General features: G+C 69.2%; 23 protein-coding genes. 15 read left to right on the forward strand and 8 right to left on the reverse strand.

Translation table 11 applies throughout. The features are described 5' to 3' along the window. Positions 1-47: 47 nt before the first annotated feature. Positions 48-986, reverse strand: a complete 939-nt coding sequence (dapD, locus tag AB0P21_RS22315; RefSeq protein WP_363699050.1) for a 2,3,4,5-tetrahydropyridine-2,6-dicarboxylate N-succinyltransferase — start codon at positions 984-986, stop codon at positions 48-50. Between the two features lie 94 nt (positions 987-1,080). Between dapD and AB0P21_RS22320 the strand changes: the two genes are divergently transcribed. Together AB0P21_RS22320 and AB0P21_RS22325 are read left to right on the forward strand one after the other, a co-directional pair. After that, positions 1,081-1,938 carry a phosphotransferase gene (locus AB0P21_RS22320; RefSeq protein WP_363699051.1) on the forward strand — a complete coding sequence of 286 codons (858 nt, stop codon included), beginning with the start codon at positions 1,081-1,083 and terminating at the stop codon, positions 1,936-1,938. Continuing rightward, positions 1,935-2,819 carry an NAD-dependent dehydratase gene (locus tag AB0P21_RS22325; RefSeq protein WP_363699052.1) on the forward strand — a complete coding sequence of 295 codons (885 nt, stop codon included), beginning with the start codon at positions 1,935-1,937 and terminating at the stop codon, positions 2,817-2,819. The genes AB0P21_RS22320 and AB0P21_RS22325 overlap by 4 nt, the downstream gene beginning before the upstream one ends. Before the next feature lie 5 nt (positions 2,820-2,824). On the opposite strand, the gene AB0P21_RS22330 is transcribed toward AB0P21_RS22325, so the two are convergent. The 3 genes from AB0P21_RS22330 to AB0P21_RS22340 are packed head-to-tail and all read right to left on the reverse strand — an operon-like array spanning position 2,825 to position 5,477. Then, entirely contained in the window at positions 2,825-3,823 is a 999-nt protein-coding gene (locus AB0P21_RS22330; RefSeq protein ID WP_363699053.1) for a LacI family DNA-binding transcriptional regulator, read from the reverse strand. 53 nt (positions 3,824-3,876) lie between these two features. After that, positions 3,877-4,836, reverse strand: a complete 960-nt coding sequence (locus tag AB0P21_RS22335) for a ribokinase (protein ID WP_363699054.1) — start codon at positions 4,834-4,836, stop codon at positions 3,877-3,879. After that, a complete protein-coding gene (locus tag AB0P21_RS22340) occupies positions 4,833-5,477 on the reverse strand; it encodes an SIS domain-containing protein (RefSeq protein WP_363699055.1) in 645 nt (214 codons plus the stop codon). The genes AB0P21_RS22335 and AB0P21_RS22340 overlap by 4 nt, the downstream gene beginning before the upstream one ends. A 196-nt stretch (positions 5,478-5,673) precedes the next feature. On the opposite strand from AB0P21_RS22340, the gene AB0P21_RS22345 reads away from it, so the two are divergent. From AB0P21_RS22345 to AB0P21_RS22360, 4 genes are read left to right on the forward strand one after another with little or no spacing between them, the layout of a single operon-like run. Next, entirely contained in the window at positions 5,674-7,020 is a 1,347-nt protein-coding gene (locus AB0P21_RS22345) for a sugar ABC transporter substrate-binding protein (protein WP_363699056.1), read from the forward strand. Then, positions 7,017-7,976 (forward strand): sugar ABC transporter permease, encoded by a 960-nt coding sequence (locus tag AB0P21_RS22350; RefSeq protein ID WP_363699057.1) that lies wholly within the window; start codon positions 7,017-7,019, stop codon positions 7,974-7,976. Before AB0P21_RS22345 ends, AB0P21_RS22350 begins: the two co-directional genes overlap by 4 nt. Continuing rightward, complete coding sequence (locus AB0P21_RS22355) at positions 7,966-8,763, forward strand: carbohydrate ABC transporter permease (protein ID WP_363699058.1); 798 nt, start codon at positions 7,966-7,968, stop codon at positions 8,761-8,763. The genes AB0P21_RS22350 and AB0P21_RS22355 overlap by 11 nt, the downstream gene beginning before the upstream one ends. A gap of 10 nt (positions 8,764-8,773) precedes the next feature. Then, on the forward strand, positions 8,774-10,849 hold the full coding sequence (locus AB0P21_RS22360; RefSeq protein WP_363699059.1) for a DUF4185 domain-containing protein: 2,076 nt from the start codon (positions 8,774-8,776) through the stop codon (positions 10,847-10,849). Here the strand turns inward: AB0P21_RS22360 and AB0P21_RS22365 are convergent, their stop codons facing one another. Next, entirely contained in the window at positions 10,850-11,194 is a 345-nt protein-coding gene (locus tag AB0P21_RS22365; RefSeq protein ID WP_363699060.1) for a TraR/DksA family transcriptional regulator, read from the reverse strand. A 68-nt stretch (positions 11,195-11,262) separates the two neighbouring features. On the opposite strand from AB0P21_RS22365, the gene AB0P21_RS22370 reads away from it, so the two are divergent. The 5 genes from AB0P21_RS22370 (at position 11,263) to AB0P21_RS22390 (ending at position 15,646) form a co-directional block, all read left to right on the forward strand. Further along, entirely contained in the window at positions 11,263-11,964 is a 702-nt protein-coding gene (locus AB0P21_RS22370; RefSeq protein WP_363699061.1) for a VOC family protein, read from the forward strand. Further along, entirely contained in the window at positions 11,951-13,012 is a 1,062-nt protein-coding gene (dapE, locus tag AB0P21_RS22375; protein WP_363699062.1) for a succinyl-diaminopimelate desuccinylase, read from the forward strand. The genes AB0P21_RS22370 and dapE overlap by 14 nt, the downstream gene beginning before the upstream one ends. A 53-nt stretch (positions 13,013-13,065) precedes the next feature. Further along, positions 13,066-13,935: a TIGR00730 family Rossman fold protein gene (locus AB0P21_RS22380; protein ID WP_363699063.1), complete on the forward strand. Its 870-nt coding sequence runs from the start codon at positions 13,066-13,068 to the stop codon at positions 13,933-13,935. A 76-nt stretch (positions 13,936-14,011) separates the two neighbouring features. Beyond that, positions 14,012-15,040 carry a DivIVA domain-containing protein gene (locus tag AB0P21_RS22385; RefSeq protein WP_363699482.1) on the forward strand — a complete coding sequence of 343 codons (1,029 nt, stop codon included), beginning with the start codon at positions 14,012-14,014 and terminating at the stop codon, positions 15,038-15,040. A 45-nt stretch (positions 15,041-15,085) separates the two neighbouring features. Then, positions 15,086-15,646 carry a DNA-3-methyladenine glycosylase I gene (locus AB0P21_RS22390; protein WP_363699064.1) on the forward strand — a complete coding sequence of 187 codons (561 nt, stop codon included), beginning with the start codon at positions 15,086-15,088 and terminating at the stop codon, positions 15,644-15,646. On the opposite strand, the gene AB0P21_RS22395 is transcribed toward AB0P21_RS22390, so the two are convergent. Further along, positions 15,643-16,524 (reverse strand): MBL fold metallo-hydrolase, encoded by an 882-nt coding sequence (locus AB0P21_RS22395; RefSeq protein ID WP_363699065.1) that lies wholly within the window; start codon positions 16,522-16,524, stop codon positions 15,643-15,645. The two genes, AB0P21_RS22390 and AB0P21_RS22395, sit on opposite strands and share 4 nt — an antisense overlap. A 104-nt stretch (positions 16,525-16,628) precedes the next feature. Here AB0P21_RS22395 and AB0P21_RS22400 point away from each other — a divergent pair, with 104 nt between their 5' ends. Next, the gene (locus AB0P21_RS22400) at positions 16,629-17,480 is read left to right on the forward strand and encodes a LysR substrate-binding domain-containing protein (protein WP_363699066.1); all 852 of its coding nucleotides are present in this window, start codon (positions 16,629-16,631) and stop codon (positions 17,478-17,480) included. A 214-nt stretch (positions 17,481-17,694) separates the two neighbouring features. Further along, on the forward strand, positions 17,695-18,360 hold the full coding sequence (gene snpA / locus AB0P21_RS22405) for a snapalysin (RefSeq protein ID WP_363699067.1): 666 nt from the start codon (positions 17,695-17,697) through the stop codon (positions 18,358-18,360). 60 nt (positions 18,361-18,420) lie between these two features. Here the strand turns inward: snpA and AB0P21_RS22410 are convergent, their stop codons facing one another. Together AB0P21_RS22410 and AB0P21_RS22415 are read right to left on the reverse strand one after the other, a co-directional pair. Next, positions 18,421-19,212, reverse strand: a complete 792-nt coding sequence (locus AB0P21_RS22410; protein ID WP_363699068.1) for an enoyl-CoA hydratase-related protein — start codon at positions 19,210-19,212, stop codon at positions 18,421-18,423. Positions 19,213-19,244: 32 nt separating this feature from the next. After that, positions 19,245-20,081 carry a PaaX family transcriptional regulator C-terminal domain-containing protein gene (locus tag AB0P21_RS22415; RefSeq protein ID WP_363699069.1) on the reverse strand — a complete coding sequence of 279 codons (837 nt, stop codon included), beginning with the start codon at positions 20,079-20,081 and terminating at the stop codon, positions 19,245-19,247. 184 nt (positions 20,082-20,265) lie between these two features. On the opposite strand from AB0P21_RS22415, the gene AB0P21_RS22420 reads away from it, so the two are divergent. Beyond that, positions 20,266-20,433, forward strand: coding sequence for a DUF3117 domain-containing protein (locus AB0P21_RS22420; RefSeq protein ID WP_012923066.1), 168 nt, complete (start codon positions 20,266-20,268; stop codon positions 20,431-20,433). A gap of 130 nt (positions 20,434-20,563) precedes the next feature. After that, positions 20,564-22,084 (forward strand): leucyl aminopeptidase family protein, encoded by a 1,521-nt coding sequence (locus AB0P21_RS22425; protein WP_363699070.1) that lies wholly within the window; start codon positions 20,564-20,566, stop codon positions 22,082-22,084. Position 22,085 lies beyond the last annotated feature (1 nt).

Raw genomic sequence — 22,085 nt, forward strand, 5'->3', positions numbered from 1 at the left:
CACGTTCTGTATGACGTGCGACCGCTCGGCTTGGTTGGCGTGATTCGTCACGCGTTGGCGTGCAGTGCCTCGTTGAGGGTGATGCCCTCACCCTTGCGGGGCCGGGCCTCGACCGCGCCGGTGACGGAGTTGCGCAGGTACAGCAGGCCGGGCTGGCCGGACAGGTCGCGCGCCTTCACCACGGTGCCGTCGGGCAGCGTGACCTTGGTGCCGGCGGTCACGTACAGCCCCGCCTCGACCACGCAGTCGTCGCCGAGCGAGATGCCGGTGCCGCCGTTCGCGCCGAGCAGGCAGCGCTTGCCGATCGAGACGACGGTCTTGCCGCCGCCGGACAGGGTGCCCATGATCGAGGCGCCCGCGCCGATGTCGCTGCCGTCGTCGACCACGACGCCGGCCACGATCCGGCCCTCGACCATCGAGGTCCCGAGGGTGCCGGCGTTGAAGTTCACGAAGCCCTCGTGCATGACGGTGGTGCCCGCGGCCAGGTGCGCGCCGAGCCGGACCCGGTCGGCGTCGCCGATCCGGACGCCGGACGGGACGACGTAGTCGGTCATCCGCGGGAACTTGTCGACACTCGTCACCGACAGGTGCAGCCCGGCGGCGCGGGCGCGCAGCCGGACGTTCTCGATCTCGTCGACCGGGACCGGGCCGTGCGAGGTCCACGCGTTGTTCGGCAGGGCGGCGAAAATGCCGTCCAGGTTGAGGCCGTGCGGGCGGACCAGCCGGTGCGACAGCAGGTGCAGCCGCAGGTAGGCGTCGGCGGTGCCGTCGGGGGCCTGGTCGAGGGTGATCGCGGCCTGCACGACGGTACGGCGTACCTGGCGGAGGTCGTCGTTGCCCTCGGCAGCGATCAGCTCGGCCGGCGCCTTCGCGTCAGCGGGCGCCTCGCCCAGCTCGGGGGCCGGGTACCAGACGTCGAGCACAGTGCCCGAGGTGGTGACGGTGGCGAGGCCGAAGCCCCAGGCGCGCGTGGCGGTCTCAGTCATACCCCAAAGCCTGCCAGACGCCGGAAAACCAGCGGCGGGGGGTTGCCGGGGCGTGGTCTACTGGTCGCCGCCCTCGTCAGGAAGGATTCTTTCCATGCTTCCCGTCTGGCTCGATCCGATCGCTGAGCCTGTCCTCGCGGCCACGCAAGCGCCGGACGTCGGTGAGCTCAAAGGCGAAGTACTGCGGGAGTGGGGATCGTCGGAGGTCTGGCGGCTCTCGTACGGCCTGCGCAGCGTGATCGTGAAGCGGGGCAGCGATGCGCAGACGAGTGAGGGTTCGGCGTACGAGCGGTTCGTGGTGCCGTTGAACTTGCCGGCGCCGCGGCTGATCCATTCCTCGACCACGGATGACGCGGTGTTGCTGGTGCTGGCCGATGTCGGGCTGGTGAATCTGGAGCAGGAGCCGACGGCGGAGGGTTTCCTCGCGGCGGCGTCGTTGCTGGCCGAGGTGCGATCCAAGCCGGTGGACGCGGCCAGCGAGTTCACCTCGTCGCACTTGCTCGATCTGGTACTGCGAAGTCCGGCCGACGCCGATCTCACGGCGCGACTCGAGTCACTGGTCAGCGCGGTCGACGCTTTGCACGAGGAGACGCCGGCCCGAGTCGTCCACGGCGACTACGTGCCGAAGAACCTGGTCACCGACGGCACTCGCTGGACCATCGTCGACTGGCCGTTGGCATATGTCGCTCCGCACCTCAGCGATCTCTACACCCTGGCTCGCGATGCCGTTGCTGTCGGCCACCAATCCGAGCCGATCGTTGCCCGCTACATAGATGCCTCGGGCGCCGATCCCGAGCTGGTACGCCGTCAGCTGGCGCTCGGCGGAGTCGCCTTCACTCTGCGTGCGCTGACCTGGATCGTCGAGGAAGGCAGCCAGACGGTCCCTTCCTCCAGCGAATGGATCGCGCCCCTACTGACCGAGCTGGACGACCTCGCGAAGGATCTCGCATGAGACTGCTCGTCCTCGGCGGCACCAAGAACCTCGGCCGCCACCTGGTCGAAGCAGCACTCACGGCCGGCCACCACGTCACGCTCTTCAACCGCGGCCAGACCAACCCGGACCTCTTCCCTGAGGCCGATCACCTCATCGGCGAGCGTTCCGCGCCTGCCGCCGCGCTGTCGACGGGGGAGTGGGACGCGGTCATCGACATGTCCGGCTTCCTGGTCCAGGACATCCGCCTGAGCCTCGAACTCCTGCGTGACCGCGTCGGCCACTACACCTTCATGTCGACGATCGGTGTCTACGCCGACAGGACAACACCCGGGATGACCGAGGACGCGGCCCTGCTGGCCTGGCCCGACGGCGCCCCCGAAGACAAGTTCTCGATGGACCTCTACGGTTGCTCGAAAGCCCGCGCCGAAGCGCTACTCACCGAAACCTTCGGCGACCGAGGCAGCGCAGTACGCTCCGGCTTCGTCGTCGGCCCCTACAACCCCGACTTCGGCAACTGGGGCGAGGCACTGGCCACCGGCAAGACGATGGAGTGCGCCGCCGCACCTGACCATCCCATCCAGTACCTCGACGCCCGCGACCTCGCCACCTTCCTGCTCCGCCTGACCACCGAGGGCCGAGGCGGCGCTTACAACGCAGTCAGCGATTCCCGGCCAATCTCCGAGCTCGCCGAGGCGTGGCGTTCCGTAGTACCGGGTAGTCCGCCGATCAACTGGCACCCCACCGAAGACCGCTTCCACCTCTTCGACAAAGGCACCTTCCAACTGGACAACACCAAAGCCCTCACCGCCGGCCTCACTGTTCGACCAGCCAAGGAGTCAGCCCAGGCCTGCGTCGACTGGATCCGCGCCGGCAACACCCCACCACCCCCACCGCACTAGCAGAGCTATTTTTTGGGGGCTGAGGTGGCTCGGATGTGGAGTTCGGTGCGGAGGGTGACCGTGGACGGTGGGCGGCCGGGGGAGGCGATGCGGTCTTTGAGGAGGAGGCCGGCGGTGCGGCCGAGTTCGTAGGTGGGTTGGGCGACGGTGGTGAGGGACGGGACCACCAGGTCGGCCCAGGGGAGGTCGTCGAAGCCGACCACGGCGATGTCGTCGGGGGCGCGGAGGCCGCGTTTGGCCAGGCATTCGAGGGCGCCGACGGTCATCAGGTTGTTGGCGACGAAGAGGGCTTCGGGGGGTTCGGGCTGGTCGAGCAGGCTCTCCATGGCTGCGAAGCCGCCGGCTTCGCGGAAGTCGGCGTGCCGGACCAGGTCCTTGTCGAAGCGGATTCCGGCGCCGCGGAGGGCGGCGCGGTAGCCGGCCAGCCGGTCCATCGCGGTGCTGACCCGGCGCGGGCCGGTGATGCACGCGATCCGGGTGTAGCCGCCGTCGATCAGGTGGTTCACGCCCTCGGCCGCGCCGTGCTCGTTGTCGACCAGGACGGTGTCGGCCTCGACGCCCTCGACCCGGCGGTCGATCAGCACCATCGGGGTCTTCGCGCCGTCGAGCAGCTGGACGCCCTCGGCGCTCGAGGTCGGGGAGATCACCACGCCGGCCATCTGGTCGGTCAGCACCGCCGACGCGTACGCCGCCTCCTTGGCCGGGTCCTCGTCGGAGTTGCACAGCACGACGTGGTAGCCCTCGGTCTGCGCGACGTCCTCCAGGCCGCGGACCAGCGAGGTGAAGAACGGGTTCTCGATGTCGGAGATGACGACGGCCCACAGGTTGGTGCTCGCGCGGCGCAGGTTGCGGGCCACGCCGTTCGGCCGGTAGCCGAGCTCCGCGACGGCCGCGCGGACCTTCTCGGACAGCTCGGGGTCCACGTTCCGGCGGCCGCTGAGCACCCGCGACACGGTGGCCGGCGATACGCCAGATCTACGCGCGACGTCGTAGATCGTCGTCATTTCGTGCTCCTAGCTGCCGGGTGAAAGGCACCAGGATCTCACGAGTCCGCAGGTCAGACGGGATACGGTGACGATTCCGCCGGCTGTGCGGCGAGCAGCGCCCGGGCCGCCGATCGGTCCGGGCACGAGGTCGCCGCACCATTCATCGTTGTAGACAGCGCCCCCGCGGCATTGGCCAGCCGTACTGCGTCCGCCAGCGCCGCGCCGTCGGCCAACGACGCCGCCAGCGTCCCGCAGAACGCGTCACCCGCGCCGACGGTGTCGACCGTCGCCACCGAATGAGCCGCCACCCGCTCTTCCAATCCGTTCACAGGATCCAGCACGTATGCCCCGCGTCCGCCGAGCGTGATCACGCAACCGCGCAGCTCCCACTCATCAGCCAACCGTCGCGCGATCACCGGCAGTTGGCTCTCGTCACCACAGTCGAGACCGGTCAGCGCCGCGGCCTCCACCTCGTTCGGCACCAAGATGTCGACGAAGGCGGCAAGCGACGGATCGACCGGACCAGCCGGCGCCGGGGTGAGGATCGTGGTCACTCCCGCGGCCGACGCCAACTGAAGCGCAGTGCGGCTCGCCTCCACCGGCAACTCGAGCTGCACACTGAGCACCGCGCACGAGGTCAGCACTGAAGCAGCCGCCTCGACATCGGCCGGCGTGATCGCTGAGTTCGCCCGCGCCACGATGATGATCGAGTTGCTCCCATCCGGCAGCACCAGCGGCAGCCCCACCCCGGTACCGAGCGACGGATGCTGCAGCACCCAGTCGGTGTCCACCCCGTCGCCCTTGAGCAGTTGCAGGAACTCCTCGCCGTACCGGTCGTCGCCGATCATCCCGACGATCGCGGTACGCGCCCCCATCCGCGCCGCGGCGACGGCCTGGTTGACTCCCTTGCCGCCAAGGAACTCCGCGAAGCCGGTGCCGTGCAGAGTCTCACCAGGCAACGGCCGCCGCTCGGCGCTGGCCACCAGGTCCTTCATGAACGACCCCAGCACGCACACGTCGTACTGCGTCATGCGTCCTCCCCGGCGCCGAGCAGCCTGCGGCCGAGCGCGCCGGACGGATGGAACCGGGCGAAGTCGTGATGCGTGAACTCCCGCAGTACGACGAGAGCGCAGGCCAGCGCGTCGCCCATCACCAATGCGGCGGTGGTCGACGCGGTCGGCGCGAGATTCAGCGGATCCGCCTCGCGCAGCACCATCGTGTCGAGCGTGTACGTCGCCAGCCCGGCCAGCGTGGACTCCTCGGCCCCCGTCATCGCGATCACCGGGATCCCGCGATCGTGCAGCATCCGCGCGAACGCGCACACCTCAGCGGTCTCGCCCGACGCCGACAACGCCAGCACCAGGTCGCGCGACGTGACCGCGCCAGAGTCACCGTGCAATGCGTCGCCGGCGTGGATGAACGTCGCGGGGGTGCCCGTACTCGCCAGCGTGGCAGCGATCTTGCGGCCCACCAGCCCGGACTTGCCGAGCCCGGTGACGACCAGATGCCCCTCGCAGGCAGCGACCGCGGTCAGCACGTCGAGGAACACCCCGTCGAGCCGGTCGGCCAGCGCCGAGACGGCGGCGGCCTCGGTCTCGATCGCGCTCCGGGCCGCGGCCAGGCCACGGGTGACCAGATCGCGCGGCAACTCCACAGGCGTCGTACCTGGCATCCTCGACCCGCTTTCCGGTCCAGAGTCAGAAATCGATTTCCGAAGACTAGGCAGGACGGCGTGGACGTGTCAACGGCTGCATCCTGTTCTAGACAAGCGATCCCGGCCGACCCGGCCAGATCCGGCGGTCACGAAACCTTGACCACCTCGGCCTGCGGTCATAGATTGCGGGAAATCGATTGCCCAAGGAGTCCCGATGCCCGCATCCTCCCCAGGACCTCTGCTCAGCCGCCGGACGGTGCTCGGCGCGCTGGCCGCGTCGGCCGCGGCCGGGCCGTTGCTGACCGCGTGCGGCGGTGACGACGCCGGCGGTGACGGCAAAGAGATGTCGTTCTGGAACTTCTACGGCCCCTCCGACGACAACGGCCCGCAGAGCAAGTGGTTCGTCGCGCTGGCCGAGCAGTGGAACAAGAACAACGACGTCAAGGTCAAGCTGCGCTACATCCCCGGCAAGGACTACCTCAGCGGTACGACGCTGCAGACCGCCTTCCAGTCCGGGCAGGGCCCCGACATCTTCCTGATCAGCCCCGGCGACTTCCTGCGCTACTACAACGGCGGCGTGCTGCAGGACCTGTCCAGCAATCTGTCGGAGGAGACGAAGGCCGACTACCTGCCCGGCCTGCTGGATGCGCGCAGCGTCGACGGCAAGACCTACGGCCTGCCGATGGAGATCGAACCGCTCGCCTTGTACTACAGCGAAACCGCCTTCGAGAAGGCCGGGCTGTCCGAGGCCGACCTGCCCAAGACCTGGGACCAGACACTCGCCGTCGCGCAGAAGCTGACCGGCAAGGACCGGTACGGCGTGATGTTCGAGACGCTGCCCGGCTACTACCAGAACTTCACCTGGTACCCGTTCCTCTGGCAGGGCGACGGCACGCCGATCAAGGACGGCAAGGCGGCCTTCGACTCGCCGGCGGCCGTCCAGGCGCTGAAGTTCTGGCAGGACACCATCAAGAACAAGGTCGCGCCGCGCAAGGCCCTCGGCGACGGCGGCGGCGATGTCGTCTCCAACCTCGGCTCGGGCGCCACCGCGATGCAGCAGAGCGGCATCTGGGCGGTGGCCGACCTGCGCGGCAAGGCGAAGAACTTCAAGTACGGCGTGATCCCGCACCCCACCCCCGACGGCGGCAAACCGGCCACCGATCTCGGCGGCTGGGCGTTCGTGGCCAACTCGAAGGGCAAGAACCCCGAGGCGGCGGCGAAGTTCATCGCCTGGGCGCTCGGCTCGACCGATGCCGAGGGCGTCGAGCGGCAGCGGCAGTGGAACACGGTGGTGAAGACGAACGTGCCGCCGCGCAAGTCGGTGCAGACCGCCGCGGATGCCAAAGGCGCGTTCGCCGACGGGGCGCTGAAGAAGTTCGTCAGCGAGATCGCGCCGACCGGCAAGCCCGAACCGCGGTTCCCGCCGGAGGTCTACCAGCCGATCGCCGACGCGATCCAGGCCTGCCAGCTGAACGGCTCCGATCCCGGCAAGGCGGCGGCCGACGCGGCGCAGAAGATCGACACCTTCCTGAAGACCTACCAGGGCGCGCCCATCACATGACGGCGACCACCAGCGCAGCACCGTCCAAGCCGGCCGCGAAGACGCGGGCGGCGCGGGAGAAGGTGCCGATGACGAAGAAGCGGCGCGAGGCGCTGGCGGCGTACGCGTTCCTCGCGCCGGACGTGATCGGCCTGCTGGTCTTCGTCGCGGTGCCGATGGTGCTCGCCTTCGGGGTCGCGTTCTTCAAGGTCGATGGCTTCGGCAACTACCGGTACGTCGGCCTGGGCAACTACCGCCTGATGGCCGGCGACGACCAACTGCTGGCTTCGCTCAAGATCACCGGGATCTACGTCGTCACGTTCGTGCCGATCGTGTTCGTGGTCAGCCTGGCGTTGGCGATGCTGGTCCGCAACCACTTCCGCGGTATCGGCTGGGTCCGGTCGGCGTTCTTCCTGCCGAACGTAGTCAGCCTGGTGGTGGTCGGTCTGATCTGGCAGTTCCTGCTGGTCGACAAACGCGGCGCGCTGTCCAAGCTGCTGGCGCCGCTCGGGCTGGGCGACGTGTCCTTCCTCGGCACCCCGTCGCTTGCTCTGGGCACCTATGTGGTGATCTCGGTATGGTTCCTGATGGGCTACCTGATGCTGGTCTTCCTGGCCGGCCTCAAGGACGTCCCGCAGGAGCTGGAGGACGCGGCGCAGATCGACGGCGCGAGCGCGTGGCAGCGGTTCCAGTACGTGATCTGGCCGTTGCTGCGGCCGACCAGCTTCTTCGTCGTGGTGAACTCGACCATCGGCGCGGTGACCGGCCTGCAGGCGTTCGACCTGGTCTACGTGCTGACCAAGGGCGGCCCGGCGCGGGCGACCAGCACGGTGGTGCTCTACATCTACGAGCAGGCGTTCACCTTCAACAACCTGGGGTACGCCGCGGCGCTGACCACCGTGGTCGTCGGGCTGCTCATTCTCTGTACCGGCGTGATGTTCGCCTTCACCCGAGGAGGCCGGTTCGATGAGGACTAGGTTCTTTCCCGTCCTGGCTCACGTGCTGGCGATCCTCGCTGTCGCGCCGCTGCTCTGGGTGCTGATCAGCGTGCTGAAGCCGGCCGAGGACGTGTTCTCGTTCGGCTGGCCGTCGACCTGGACGTTCGACAACCTGCAGTACGTGCTGCTGAAGATTCCGCTGCCGCGGTTCCTGCTGAACAGCGCGATCGTTTCGGTGGTCGTCACTGTCGTGGCACTGTTCTTCCACTCGATGGCGGCCTACGCGCTGGCCCGGTTGCGGTTCCCCGGGCGCGGGATCATCTTCTCCGGCATCATGTCGACGCTGCTCGTCTCGCTGCCGGTGATCCTGGTCCCGCTCTTCCTGGTGGCCAAACAACTCGGCCTGCTCGACAGCTACGCGGGGCTGATCGTGCCGAGCATCTTCCATGCCTTCGGCATCTTCCTGCTCCGGCAGTACTACCTGAACATCCCGCGCGAGCTGGAAGAGGCGGCCGACCTGGACGGCTGCGGCTACTGGCGCCGGTACTGGAGTGTGATCCTGCCGCTCAGCCGCCCGATCCTGGCGAGCCTGTCGGTGCTGTTCTTCCTGGCCAACTGGAACGCGTTCCTCTGGCCGCTGACGATCACCCGCAACCCCGACCTGCGGGTGATCCAGCTCGGCATCTCCGGCATGCAAGGCCAGTACGCCTCGGCGTGGAACCTGATCCTCGCCGCCGCGGTGATCGCCGCGATCCCGACGGTGGTCGTCTTCGTGGCCGGTCAGAAGCGCCTGGTCGACGCGATGAAGACAACAGGCCTCAAATAAGGAGCAAGTCATGAAGCGCACCGCCCTGCTCGCAGTACTGCCGCTGGTACTCGGCTCGGCGGCGATGTTGACCCAGTCGTCCGTCGGCTCTCCCACTCCACCGGTGCTGCCGAGTACTGCGATCGGCACGGCGACTGTCGAGACCAAGGGCATCCCGAGTCCGAGCGACGGCGACCTGTGGCCGTCCTGCTGGGCGCGGAACGGCAACCTGTACGCTGCCAACGGCGACGGCAAGGGTTTCAGTCTCGACCAGGAGTTCGCCGACATCGCGGTGAGCGAGATCAAGGGTGACCAGCCGGGCAGCCTGTCCGGTACGACGGTCGCGCGGGCCGATCAGGTCGGGCCGATCTGGAGTGGGGCCGGCTACAACCGTAAGCCGACGGGTCTGGTCTGCGTCGGCGACACCTTGTACCTCGCCGTGCAGGATCTGGCGCTCGACTTCAACGACGTACCGGCGGCGACGATCCTCAAGTCGACCGATCACGGGCGGACCTGGAGCTGGGACCGGCGCAAGCCGATGTTCGCCGACCACGTGTTCACGACGATCTGGTTCGCCGACTTCGGGCGGGGTGGGGCGGCGGCGCCGGACGGCTACGTCTATGCCTACGGGCTGGACGGGAACTGGCGGGACTCCTTCGACGACACGGTGGCGGATCCGCAGAGCGTCTTCCTGGCCCGCGTGCCCAAAGCCAAGGTGCAGGACCGGAAGGCCTGGGAGTTCTTTGCTGGCAACAACGATCGCGGACGGCCGCAGTGGTCGCGGAAGGTGGCTGACCGACAGCCCGTGCTGACCGATCAGCGGCGGCTCTATCCGCAGACCTACGGCACCAACGCGAGCAACCTGAGTGTGATCAGCCAGGGCGGAGTGACGTATCTGCCGCAGCAGAAGCGCTATGTCTACACGTCGTGGACGGAGTACACCTTCGAGTTCTACGAGGCGGCCACGCCGTGGGGACCGTGGAAGCACTTCCTGAGCAAGGACTTCGGCGGATATCCCTGGTCGACCTCGAAGTACGGCGGGTACGGCGTGACCATCCCGTCGAAGTTCGTCCAGCCGGACGGCCGGACGATGTACCTGCAGGCGAACGTGTGCCCGTGCGGGGGCGGCGGGATCGGTACGTCGGTCTACAACTTCAACCTGCGCAAGCTCGTCCTCACGCCGTCGTCACCGGCGCCCGCGACCGACCTGCCGTCCTCGGAGGTCAACCTGGCGGCGCCGTCGACAGGTGCCGTGGCGATCGCCAAGTCGTCGCGGTCCGGCAGCCTGGCAACGCTCAACGACGCAACGACGACCGGCAGCGAGGACGACTTCGACGACGAGGTGAAGGGCGCCTCCTGGTGGGGCTACACCTGGCCGGCCAGGCATCGCGTCAACCGGGTGGATTTCACCTCCGGCGCAGTGTCCGCGCAGTGTGGGTGGTTCACCGGGCGGCCGCGGGTGCAGGTGAAGAAGGACGGTGCTTGGGTCGAGGTCGGCTCGCAGTCGGTGACGCCGGCCTATCCGGGTGATGCGTCAGCGGGTGCGAACACGACGTACCAGCTGACCTTCCCGGCGGTCGAGACCGACGGGGTGCGCGTGATCGGGCTGCCGGGTGGAACACGCAGCTTCACGTCGGTGTCGGAGGTGGCGGTCCGGTACGCCGTACAGCTGGCTGACGGCGGCTTCGAGGCGACGGGTAGCGGTAAGCCTGCCTGGGTGTTCGAGGGGACCGCGGCGAATGGGGTCGATCGTGGGCTCGGGTTCGCGCATTCAGGGGCCAACAACGGATGGATCAGGACGTCGGGCACGGGGTGGAGCGCGCTGACTCAGAAGGTTCCGGTCACACCGGGCACGCAGTACAGGTTCGGGGCTTGGATCAACGCGTCGGCGAATCTCCCTGTAGCGGCTGGGCGGTTCGGGGTGCGGTTGGGTGCCGAGGGCAGTCAGGTGCTGGGAGAGAAAACCTTTGGTGCCTCTAGCGGCTACGTCCACCAGGAGGTCACCGTGACTGTTCCGGCGGGGGTTCACGAGGTGACTGTCTACGCCGGGTTCACGGCTCCTGGGGTGGACACCTTCATCCAGGTGGACGATTTCACGGTCGACTGATCAGGTGGCGCAGTCGATGCAGGTCCGGGCGGTCGGCCGGGCCAGCAGGCGACCGGTCGCGATCGGCCGGCCGCAGACGGCGCAGCTCCCGTAGTCGCCGGAGTCCAGCCGCTCGAGCGCGCTGTCGAGGTCGGCGAGGTGCTGATGGGCGTCCTCGAGAAAGGTCGTCGTCTGGGACCGCTCGAACGCGATCGTCGACCCCTCCGGATCGTGCTCGTCATCGGTCGCGACCAGCCGCGAGGCCTCCATGATCGTCTCCAGATCCGCGGTCAACGCGACGATCCGCTCCGCCGTACCGGTTCGGTCGGCGGACAGTGCGGCGCGAAGCTCCGGATCCGGTGTCACAGGTCTGATGCTCCCATGGGCCCGGCTGCTACCCGGTCTTGTCGGTCCAGACCTCTAGCCTTTGAGGTATGAGTCTGGGGCGCTTCAAGGATCTGTGTGTCGATGTCGTGTCTCCGAGCGTGATGACGTCGTTCTGGGGGCAGTTGCTCGGGCTGACGTCGCCTGCCGACAACCCTGAGGTGCTGCTCGGTGACCGGCCGGAGAAGACGATCTGGATCAACCGGGTGGCTGAGCCGCGGACGGTGAAGCAGCGGGTTCACCTGGATCTGCACGCCCGGTCGATCGAGGCGCTCGAGCGGCGTGGGGCGAGGGTGCTGAGCCCGAGCAGTGCGCAGCAGCACTGGGCGGTGATGGCCGATCCCGAGGGCGGCGAGTTCTGCGCGTTCGTGCGCGAGCAGCTGCCGGAGTACCGGTTGATGGAGTTGGTGGTCGACTCGGCCGACCCGGAGGCGCAGGCGCGCTGGTGGGCCGGGGTGGTCGGTGGCGAGGTCGGGCACGAGCCGGGCAAGCCGTGGTACTGGCTGGAGAACGTGCCCGGGATGCCGTTCAGGTACTGGGTCTTCACCCCGGTGCCGGAGCCGAAAACGGTGAAGAACCGGATCCACTGGGACATCACCGCCGACGACCTCGACGGCGTGCTGGCCGCGGGTGCGAGACTGCTGCGGCCCAAGGACGACACGATCGGCTGGCACGTCTGCGCCGATCCCGAGGGCAACGAGTTCTGCGTGTTCCTACCCCCAGTTGCTGAGGATTCCGATGGCGAAGCTTGATCTGTCCCTGTCCGGCCCCGACCTGTGTACCGCGCTGGTCGACGTCTCCTCGGTCAGCGGGACCGAGCAGGAGCTCGCCGACGCGGTCGAGGCGGCGCTGTCGGCGTACCCGCATCTGACCGTCAGCCGGCACGGCAACACCGTGGTCGCCCGGACCGAGCTGGGGCGGGCCGAGCGGATCGTCATCGCGGGGCACCTGGACACCGTGCCGCTGAACGACAACCTTCCTTCCCGGCGTGCGGACGGGCTGATCCACGGGCTCGGCGCCTGCGACATGAAGGGCGGCGTCGCGGTCGGGCTGCGGCTGGCGGCGACGCTGACCGAGCCGAACCGCGACATCACCTACGTCTTCTACGACTGCGAAGAGGTCGACGCCGAGCTCAACGGGCTGTTCAAGCTGACCAAGTCCGACCCCGAGCTGCTGCAGGGCGTGTTCGCGGTCGTGATGGAGCCGTCCAACGCGGTCGTCGAGGCGGGCTGCCAGGGGACGATGCGGGTCGACGTCACCACCCGGGGTGAGCGGGCGCACTCGGCCCGGTCCTGGATGGGCAAGAACGCGATCCACGCGGCCGGCGAGATCCTCGACCGGCTGGCGGCGTACGAGCCGCGGCGGGTGCCGATCGACGGGCTGGAGTACCGCGAGGGGCTGAACGCGGTCGCGATCAGCGGCGGGGTCGCGGGCAACGTCGTACCGGATCTGTGTGTGGTGTCGGTGAACTATCGGTTCGCGCCGAGCCGGTCCGAGGCAGAGGCCGAAGCGCATGTCCGGGAGGTGTTCGCGGGGTATGACGTGGTGGTGACCGACTCGTCCCCGGGCGGCTTGCCGGGGCTGGAGCGGCCGGCCGCGGCCGCGTTCCTGCAGGTGGTCGGCGGCGAGCCGAAGCCGAAGTTCGGCTGGACCGATGTCGCGCGGTTCACGCTGCTCGGCGTACCGGCGGTGAACTACGGGCCGGGCGATCCGCTGCTGGCGCACAAGCAGGAGGAGTACGTGCCCGAGGCGGAGATCGAGCAGTGTGAACAGCGGCTGAGGAGTTGGTTGACGGCGTGAGGCGCGCCCGGTTTCGGCGGGTCCTGACTGGCCCGCCGCACTAACCTGGGGGTATGGAAGAACCATCGAGCACCCCTGACCGTTCGCAGGGCTCGCAGCAGCGAGGGCCCATCGTGATGCGCCGCAACCAGGTGCAGCAGTCGACCTCCGAGCAGCGGCTGCTGGACAGCCGCGGCCCGTCGGACTGGGTGCACACCGACCCCTGGCGGGTGCTGCGGATCCAGTCGGAGTTCATCGAGGGCTTCGGCATGCTGGCCGAGCTCGGGCCCGCGATCAGCGTCTTCGGGTCGGCGCGGACCAAGCCGGACGATCCGATGTACGCCGCGGCCGAGCAGTTCGGCCGCAAGCTGGTCGCCGCCGGGTACGCCGTCATCACCGGTGGCGGGCCGGGCGTGATGGAGGCCGCGAACAAGGGCGCCTCCGAGGCGGACGGGGTGTCGGTCGGGCTCGGCATCGAGCTGCCCTTCGAGAACGGCCTGAACGAGTGGGTCGACATCGGGATGAACTTCCGCTACTTCTTCACCCGCAAGACGATGTTCGTGAAGTACGCCCAGGGGTTCGTGGTGATGCCGGGCGGGTTCGGCACCCTGGACGAGCTGTTCGAGGCGCTCACCCTGGCGCAGACCCGCAAGGTGACGTCGTTCCCGGTGGTGCTGTTCGGCACGTCGTACTGGAGCGGGCTGGCCGACTGGCTGCGCGAGACGATGCTTGCCGACGGCAAGATCTCGCCGGCGGACCTGGACATGTTCACGATCACCGACGACGTGGACGAGGCGATCAGCTACATCGTGAAGGCCGGCGAGCTGGCCGACGCGGCGGCCGAGGAAGCTGCCGCGGCGGCTGCCCGGGACGTCGCCGAGGCGGACAGTCCGGAGGCCCGGGAGCGGCGCGAGGTGCGCCGGCTGGGCTCGGACGGGAGCTGAAACTGCCTCTTGACAACCGGCGACCGGCCCGTGGTTGTGCGGGGTTGTCCGTCGGCATGGCACGATCGGTCCCGTGATGTGGTTCTTCGGGCTGATTGTCGTGCTCCTGATCGGGGCTGTTGCCGTCGTTGCGTCGGGACGGTGGGGTGCGATGGCCCCGGCGTACGACGACCGGCCGGATCTGACGGTGCCGGCGCGGCAAGCGCTCACCGCCGCTGACCTGGAGACGGCCCGCTTCGGCGTCGGCCTGCGCGGGTACCGGATGGACGAGGTCGACACCCTGCTCGAACGGGTCGGCCGCGAGGTGGCCGAACGCGACCGCCGGATCGCCGATCTGGAGCGCGCCGTCGGGCCGATCATCCACGGGCCGGAGGGCGCTGGGTTCACCGCCCGGGCGGACTTCCAGGCGGCCGACTTCGACGACACGGGGTACAACCAGCCGATCCTGGTCGGTGGAGACTTCCCTGCCCAGGAGGCGGAGGCCTCGAAGGTTGCTGAGGTGGCTGAGCCGGTCGTGGAGACGACCGCCGAGGCACCTGCGGCACCGGAGTCTGCTCCCGCACCGGAGACAACTCCCGCACCGGCGGCACTTCCCGCACCCGAGGCAGCTCCCGCACCGGAGGCACTTCCCGCGCCGGAGGCATCTGCTGCGCCGAGGGAGGCCGCTGCGCTGGAGGAAGCCTCTGAGGTAGAGGAGGCCGAAGAGGTCGAGGCTGACGACTGGTTCGACGAGCCCGTGCCGGCTGCTCCGGTGGACGATCGGCCGCAGGGGCCGGTGCCGTTGCCGCCGATGCTGCAGGAACTCGTCCACACGCACACCGAGGACGAGCCGGAAGCTGCTCCGTGGTTCGAGGCCAAGGAGCCGCCGCCGGACCACACCGGCACCTTCCAGGCGATCACCCCGGACACCGACCTGGACGACCTCGACGCAGACACCTCCCGCGACGACACCTCCCGCGAAGACGCTGCCCGCGACGATGCCGCCCGGGACGACGCCCTTGGCGGCGCCGGCGCTGACGACGCAGAGGCGCTGGACAGCGACGGCCAGCCGCGCGGCCGGCACAGCGCGGCACCCGACGTGAGCTCCGTCCAGCGCCCCACCTGATGACCTGCCACGCCGCAAGCATGTCCCGCCGCACCGGAGCACCCGATGACCGCCGCTGAGCCCGACGGCCAGATCCGCTGCAGCTGGGCGACCTCGGCCCCGGAGTACATCGCGTACCACGACGACGAGTGGGGCAAGGAGATCCGCGACGACCGCGGCCTCTACGAGCGGCTGACCCTGGAAGGCTTCCAGTCCGGCCTGTCCTGGATCACCATCCTGCGCAAGCGGGAGAACTTCCGGAAAGCCTTCGACCACTTCGACCCCGAGCGAGTCGCGCAGTACGGCGAGGACGACTTCGACCGCCTGATGGCCGACCCCGGCATCGTCCGCAACCGGCTCAAGGTCAACGCCACCATCACCAACGCCCGCGCCCTGCTGGAGCTGGCCCCCGGCGAGCTGACCGACCTGCTCTGGTCCTTCCAGCCCGCCAAGCACAAAGCCCCGAAGACGATGGCCGACGTCCCCGCCACCACACCGGAGTCGGTCGCGATGTCCAAGGCCCTGAAGAAGAAGGGTTTCGTCTTCATCGGCCCCACCACCGCCTACGCCCTGATGCAGGCGACCGGCATCGTCAACGACCACCTCGCCAACTGCATCGCCCGCTAACCGGCCGGGTGCTCCGAACACAGGCACCGGACGCCGTTGTCGATCCAGTCCCGCCCGGCCCACTCGGGATGGCGCCGCAGCATCACCTCGGTGACCTCGGCGACGATCGTCTCCTCGTCAGCAGCGGAGTCGCGGCGCAGCCAGGTCTCGTCCCGGAGCAGCTCCAGATAGTCCCGAGTGTCGCTCAGCAACTCCGGACCGCCAACCCCACCATGCCCCGGTACGACGACCCGCGGCGCCTCGGCGGCCAGCCGCTCCATCACCGCCAGCCAGTCGATCCCCGACACATCGACGTCGTACGGCGGGAACCAGGGAAAGATCGCGAACTGCCCCGCCTCCACCAGATCACCCGTGAACAGCACATCGTCGACCCGGATGACCTGATCACCCTTGCTGTGGCCGCGCCCAGTCGCCTGCAACTCGACCACCCGCCCACCGAGATCCAGCGAGTACGCCGACGCATAGACGAGATCCGGCTGAGGCAGCTCGACCCCCTCCAGCTCCCGCGCCACCGTCTCGCCCAGCCCGCGGAACATCTCGAGGTACCCCGGCCCCTTCGTCACCAGATCGTCGGCCTGCGCCTGGTTGACCAGGTACGACGCCTCGCCGGCAAACGTTCGCGCGCCGAACGCGTGCTCGGGGTGGAAGTGCGACGTGGTCAGGTAGAGGCGACGGCCCGCGGCGTACTCGACGGCGAACTCCAGCACCCGGGCAGCGTTCCGCGGACCCATCCCGGTGTCGACGACCAGGACCGCCTCCCGGCCGCCGATCACGCCGATGTTGGGCACCAACTGCACGTCGTGGTTGGGGATCACGACCAGGTCGGGGGCGATCTCCACCGCACCCGCGACCTCGACGACCGGTTCTGCTATCTCCATCAAGAGGACTCCCTTTCGTGTCTCGTCCAGTCCAGCGCGGGGGAGTCGCCTGCGTCCAAGTCCGATCCGGTCGGCCCGATACCGCCCGGGTATCGTCGCTGGTGATGGAGCTGCGGACGCTGACCTATTTCGTCGCCGTCGCCGAGGAACTGCACTTCGGCCGGGCCGCGGCGCGGTTGACGATGACCCAGCCACCGCTGAGCCGGGCGATCAAGCAACTCGAGTCCGACCTCGGCGCGATCCTGCTGACCCGCTCGCCGGCAGGCGTCGCGCTCACCCCCGCAGGCACCGCCCTGTACGACGAAGCGCGCCTGCTGCTCAAGCAGGTCGACCAGCTGAGGTCCCGCGTCGCCATCGCGGCCGGAGCCGACACCATCACCATCGGCACCCTCGCCAACAGCGTCGAACTCGCCGGCCCGGACCTGATCGCCGCCTTCCGGGAGCAGCACCCCGGCATCACCGTGCGGATCCACGAAGCCGACTTCACCGACCCGACCATCGGCCTGCGCACCGGCCTGGTCGACGTCGCCCTGACCCGCGCACCCTTCGACGACACCGGCATCGCCACCCAGGTCCTGCGCTCCGACCCCGTCGCCGTCGTACTGCGCACCGACGACCCACTGGCCGATCGTGACTCCCTGACCCTGGCCGACCTCGAGGACCGCCCGTGGTTCCAGCTCCCCGAAGGCGCTGACCCGCTCTGGCGTGCCTACTGGAGCGGTTCGCGCACCGATCGTGAGGGTCCGGTCGTGCGAACCGTGCACGAGTGCATCCAGTCAGTCCTTTGGAACGGCACCGTCGGCATCACCCCGATCCCGCACGAGCTGCCGTCCGGCCTGACCTCCGTGCGGCTGCGGGACATGCCACCCAGCCATCTCGTCCTGGCCTGGTCCAGCGCGAACCGCACGCCGCCGATCCGTTCGCTGGCCCGGATCGCCGCCGCCCTCTACCGCTGACCCGCCAACCGCCGGCCACTGCAGCCTGTAAGCGGTCTCAAACGCCGGGTTACCCGGTGGATTTTCACGATCAACCGAGGGTACGTGCAGGAATACCCTCGGTTATTTCCCGGCGTACTGCGGAAAACCCGGCCTCTTGATATCACTGCGGAATCAGACGCGTTCGGTAGTCCGCCGATCGCTCTCCGCCCCGAGATCTGAATGAGGCCCGCCCATGCTTCAACGCAAGATCCTGTCCTCCCTGGCCGTCCTGGCCACCGCCGCCCTCGGCGCCACCGCCTTCGCCGCCGTCCCGGCCGCCGCCGCGCCCGCCCCCGAGCGCGCCGAGGCCACCACGGTGTCGTCGTACGCCGGTTCGCCGGCCGAGGCCGCGGCCAACAAGGCGTTCTACGACGCGGTGATGAAGTCCGCGCTGGCCAAGCAGGCCGCGAGCGGCAACAAGCTCGCCGCGGTCACCGTCCGGTACCGGGTCAACGCGCCGAACTTCGCCAGCCAGATCGCCCAGTCGACGTCGATCTGGAACTCCTCCGTCTCCAACGTGAAGCTGCAGGCGACCACCGGCGCGTACGACTTCTACTACACGCAGGGCAACGACTCCCGCGGTTCGTACGCGTCGACCAACGGCCACGGCCGGGGCTACATCTTCATCGACTTCGCCCAGTCGCAGCAGTACAACAAGACCCGGATCGTCGCCCACGAGACCGGTCACGTGCTCGGCCTGCCGGACCACTACTCCGGTCCGTGCTCCGAGCTGATGTCCGGTGGCGGCCCCGGCACCTCGTGCCAGAACGCCAACCCGAACGCGGCCGAGCGCAGCCGGGTCAACCAGCTGTGGGCCAACGGCAAGACCGGTCTGAGCACCTTCCAGACCATTCGCTGACCCCACGCAAACACTGCGGCCCCGGAACCGGTCAGGGTTCCGGGGCCGCAGTCTGTGCTCCTACCGGCCGTTGAAGCTGGGCTTCTCCTTCGCGACGAAGGAGGCCACCGCGTTGTTGTGGTCCTCGGTCCCGCCGGTCAGCTGCATCTTGCCTGCCTCGAACACCAGCGCCTCGGCCAGCGTGTGCGTCGCGGAGTACGCCAAGGACTGCCGGATCGACCCGTACGCCAGCGTCGGCCCGCTCGCCAGCCGCGTCGCCAGCTCGTTGGTGGCGGTGGCGAGCTCATCGGCCGGCACGACGGAACTGGCCAACCCGAGAGTCAACGCCTCCGCCGCCGGAACCGTGCGCGGGAAGTAGAGCAGCTCGGTGGCGCGGGCCTGGCCGACCAGCCGGGGGAGCGTCCACGAGATGCCGGTGTCGCAGGACAGCGCGATCCCGGCGAAGGCCAGGTTGAAGCCGGCCGTCTCGGCGACGATCCGGAAGTCGCAGGCGAACGCCAGCGACGCGCCGGCGCCGGCGGCGACCCCGTTCACCGCGGCGATCACCGGCTTCGGCATCTCGGCCAGCGCCAGCGCCATCGGGGCGAAGTGGTCAGGGACGGTGCTCCACAGCGCGTCCAGATCGTTGGCCTGGAGCAACTGGATGTGTTCCTTGAGGTCCTGGCCGACGCAGAACGCGCGCCCGGTCCCGGTCAGCACGACACACCGGACCGCGTCGTCCTCGGCCGCGGCCTGGATGGCGTCCCGCAGCGCCACCTTGGTGGCCGTGTCGAGCGAGTTCATCGCGTCCGGGCGGTTCAGGGTGATCGTGGCGACGCCCGCGGTCACGTCGTACGCGACAGAGTCACTCATTGTTGCTCGCTCCCAACACTCGGTGAAAACAGTCAGTGAACAGTCAGGCAGTTGTCCACGAAACGCCCGGCCGCGTGGCCCAACCGGGTGGCGTGGAAATCGAAGAACGCGGCGGCCCGGGTGCCGGCCCAGTCAGCCGGCAGCAGCTCGGCCGGCAACCCCGGATCGAGGAATAGGAACTTGCGCCACTCGTGCACGAGCTCCGACCGTACTGCGAACGCCTGCTCGTCGGTGACCTCGTCACCGGCGCTGTCGGCCAGCGGCTTGGCCTGGGTCAGCCAGGCGTCGTACGAGGCGCCGAGCGCGTCGAGCTTCCAGACCCGGCGGGCGAACTCGGCCGCGTCGTCCTCGACCGGCGCCCGGAACCGGTCCGCGGAGATGCCTTCCTGGCCGAGGATCTGGTCCACCTCGGCGTCGTTGCGCAGTCCGACCCAGGCCGCGTCGGACAGCGGAGCCCAACCCAGGAAGGCGAGTTGGCCCGCCAGTTGGTCGCGGCGGCGGGCGTTCGGCACCTCGCGCAGGATGCCCAGATGCCAGTGCCCGTCCCAGCTCGGCTCGCCGCTCCGGCCGGTCGCCGGGGCCTCGCCGGCGTCGTTGCCGTCGGCGCCGGAACCGGTCCGGTAGATCCGGACGGCGGCGTCGTCGAGGCGGCGACGCGCCCGGGAGGTGAGGCCGTAACCAGGTTGTCCGTCGATCCGGACCGGCTCCAGCCAGCCCTGCCGGACCATCCGCGAGACGGCGGTCCGGACGGCCGGAGGATGCACGCCCAGCGGGGCAAGCAGCCGCACCAGGGCAGCCACCGGCGCCTGCGCGCCGCGGGCGCGCAGGTGGTCGCCGTAGAGGTCGAAGAGGGCTGAACGAGCGTGCACGAGACCTGAGTCTGCCGTATGGTGCACGGCTCTGGCCCGGGATCGGGGATAATGGGTGCAGATACACACTTTGCGATGCGCGCCGACGGCGCATCACCGCACGGGCGCCGGCGACGGAAGGCCTGTGCGGTGTCGTCGCTCAACACCGAAGAGGGCAGTATCCAATGAGGGAAGGGGTGCGCGCATGGCGGCGATGAAGCCGCGGACGGGCGATGGTCCGCTCGAGGTCACCAAGGAGGGCCGGGGCATCGTGATGCGGGTTCCGCTCGAGGGCGGCGGTCGGCTCGTCGTCGAGCTGAACGCCGATGAGGCGACCGAGCTGGGGAACGCGCTCAAAGCCGTTGTCGGCTGATCCGATCCTCGGGGCGCTCCTCCGAGTGCCCTCGTAACAACTCCACGACCCCGGTGGGTGCCGTTTCCGGCACCGGCCGGGGTCGTTACGGTTGTCTCCACACCCTTTGACCCGAAAGTGAGGACGTCAGGTGGCTCGCCGCAGCAGCGCCCGCAACATCTTCCCGACTCTGCCTGCTGTCGTCTGGCAGCCCGGACTCCCCGTGCACGGCTCGCAGACCTGGGTGATCGTGGTCGGCGAGGCGGGACTGCCGGTGGCCGCCAAGGAGGCCGGCGAACGGCTCGGCGTCGACCTGGACCGGTTGCTGGAGGTGCAGCGCGACACCGGCTTCAGCCCGGCGGCGGGCGCGACCGCGGCGTACCCGTTGCTGACCGGCGAGGTCGCCGAGGTGCTGCTGGTCGGCGCCGGTGACGGCACTCCGCCGGAGCTGCGACACGCCGGAGCGGCGATCGCGCGGTTCGGCCGCGGCAAGGCAGAGCTCACCACTGTCGTTGCTGAGGGCATCGACGACGAGGGGTTGCAGGCGTTCGCCGAGGGTGTCGCGCTGGGATCGTTCAGCTTCACCCGCAAGACGGTCGACACCGGCAAGCCGGTGGTCGAGCGGATCGTGCTGACCGACGGGACCGCCCTGGACCGGGCCGCCCCGCTGGAGCGCGGCCTGGTGATCGGCCGGACCGGCTGGCTGGCGCGCGAGCTCGCCACCACCCCCTCGAACGAGAAGGACCCGGCCTGGCTGGCTGCCCGCGCCACCGAGCTGGCAGGCAAGACCGGCCTGGAGGTCAAGGTCTGGGACGAGAAGCAACTGGCGGCCGACGGCTTCGGCGGCATCCTCGCGGTCGGTCAGGGGTCGACCCGGCCGCCGCGGTTCATCCGCCTCGACTACGTCCCGGCCGGCGCCACCAAGGACACGCCGTACGTCGTACTGGTCGGCAAGGGCATCACCTACGACACCGGCGGCCTGTCGCTGAAGCCGCGCGAGGGCATGGTGTCGATGAAGCGCGACATGACCGGCGGCGGCTCGGTGATCGCCACCATGGCGGCGCTGCGCGAGCTGGGTGTGCAGGTCAAGGTGACCGGGCTGATCTGCTCGGCGGAGAACATGCCGTCGGGCACGGCGTACCGGCCGGACGATGTGATCCGGCACTACGGCGGCCGCACCACCGAGGTCAAGAACACCGACGCCGAGGGCCGGCTGGTGCTCGCCGATGGCCTCGCCTACGCCGTGAACGAGCTGAAGCCGGACGCGATCGTCGACATCGCCACCCTGACCGGCGCGATCAAGGTGTCGCTCGGCTCGATGCTGTACGGCGGACTGTTCGCCACCGACGACGGCCTCGCCGAGCAGTTGACCGGCGCGGGTGAGGTGTCGGGCGAGCGGTTGTGGCGGATGCCGCTGCCGGACGTCTACACCGACCTGATCTCGACCCCGATCGCCGACTCGGTGAACAGCTCGAAGGGGCCGGGCTCGATCACGGCCGCGCTGTTCCTGAAGGCGTTCGCCGGCGGCCTGCCGTGGGCGCACCTCGACCTGTCCAGCATCGCCGAGTCGCCGCGGGACGAGTTCGAGTACTCCCTCGGCGCCACCGGCGCCGGCGCCCGCCTGCTCACCACCTGGCTCGCGGGCGAAGCGCCGACCGCAGGGATCGGCTGAC

It is taken from the genome of Kribbella sp. NPDC056861, from assembly GCF_040687575.1.
GTDB lineage: Bacteria > Actinomycetota > Actinomycetes > Propionibacteriales > Kribbellaceae > Kribbella.

Coding starts and splice junctions, on each gene's coding strand:
- dapD (WP_363699050.1), bottom strand. CDS start 986: ATGACTGAGACCGCCACGCGCGCCTGGGGCTTCGGCCTCGCCACCGTC.
- AB0P21_RS22320 (WP_363699051.1), top strand. CDS start 1,081: ATGCTTCCCGTCTGGCTCGATCCGATCGCTGAGCCTGTCCTCGCGGCC.
- AB0P21_RS22325 (WP_363699052.1), top strand. CDS start 1,935: ATGAGACTGCTCGTCCTCGGCGGCACCAAGAACCTCGGCCGCCACCTG.
- AB0P21_RS22330 (WP_363699053.1), bottom strand. CDS start 3,823: ATGACGACGATCTACGACGTCGCGCGTAGATCTGGCGTATCGCCGGCC.
- AB0P21_RS22335 (WP_363699054.1), bottom strand. CDS start 4,836: ATGACGCAGTACGACGTGTGCGTGCTGGGGTCGTTCATGAAGGACCTG.
- AB0P21_RS22340 (WP_363699055.1), bottom strand. CDS start 5,477: ATGCCAGGTACGACGCCTGTGGAGTTGCCGCGCGATCTGGTCACCCGT.
- AB0P21_RS22345 (WP_363699056.1), top strand. CDS start 5,674: ATGCCCGCATCCTCCCCAGGACCTCTGCTCAGCCGCCGGACGGTGCTC.
- AB0P21_RS22350 (WP_363699057.1), top strand. CDS start 7,017: ATGACGGCGACCACCAGCGCAGCACCGTCCAAGCCGGCCGCGAAGACG.
- AB0P21_RS22355 (WP_363699058.1), top strand. CDS start 7,966: ATGAGGACTAGGTTCTTTCCCGTCCTGGCTCACGTGCTGGCGATCCTC.
- AB0P21_RS22360 (WP_363699059.1), top strand. CDS start 8,774: ATGAAGCGCACCGCCCTGCTCGCAGTACTGCCGCTGGTACTCGGCTCG.
- AB0P21_RS22370 (WP_363699061.1), top strand. CDS start 11,263: ATGAGTCTGGGGCGCTTCAAGGATCTGTGTGTCGATGTCGTGTCTCCG.
- dapE (WP_363699062.1), top strand. CDS start 11,951: ATGGCGAAGCTTGATCTGTCCCTGTCCGGCCCCGACCTGTGTACCGCG.
- AB0P21_RS22380 (WP_363699063.1), top strand. CDS start 13,066: ATGGAAGAACCATCGAGCACCCCTGACCGTTCGCAGGGCTCGCAGCAG.
- AB0P21_RS22385 (WP_363699482.1), top strand. CDS start 14,012: ATGTGGTTCTTCGGGCTGATTGTCGTGCTCCTGATCGGGGCTGTTGCC.
- AB0P21_RS22390 (WP_363699064.1), top strand. CDS start 15,086: ATGACCGCCGCTGAGCCCGACGGCCAGATCCGCTGCAGCTGGGCGACC.
- AB0P21_RS22395 (WP_363699065.1), bottom strand. CDS start 16,524: ATGGAGATAGCAGAACCGGTCGTCGAGGTCGCGGGTGCGGTGGAGATC.
- AB0P21_RS22400 (WP_363699066.1), top strand. CDS start 16,629: ATGGAGCTGCGGACGCTGACCTATTTCGTCGCCGTCGCCGAGGAACTG.
- snpA (WP_363699067.1), top strand. CDS start 17,695: ATGCTTCAACGCAAGATCCTGTCCTCCCTGGCCGTCCTGGCCACCGCC.
- AB0P21_RS22410 (WP_363699068.1), bottom strand. CDS start 19,212: ATGAGTGACTCTGTCGCGTACGACGTGACCGCGGGCGTCGCCACGATC.
- AB0P21_RS22420 (WP_012923066.1), top strand. CDS start 20,266: ATGGCGGCGATGAAGCCGCGGACGGGCGATGGTCCGCTCGAGGTCACC.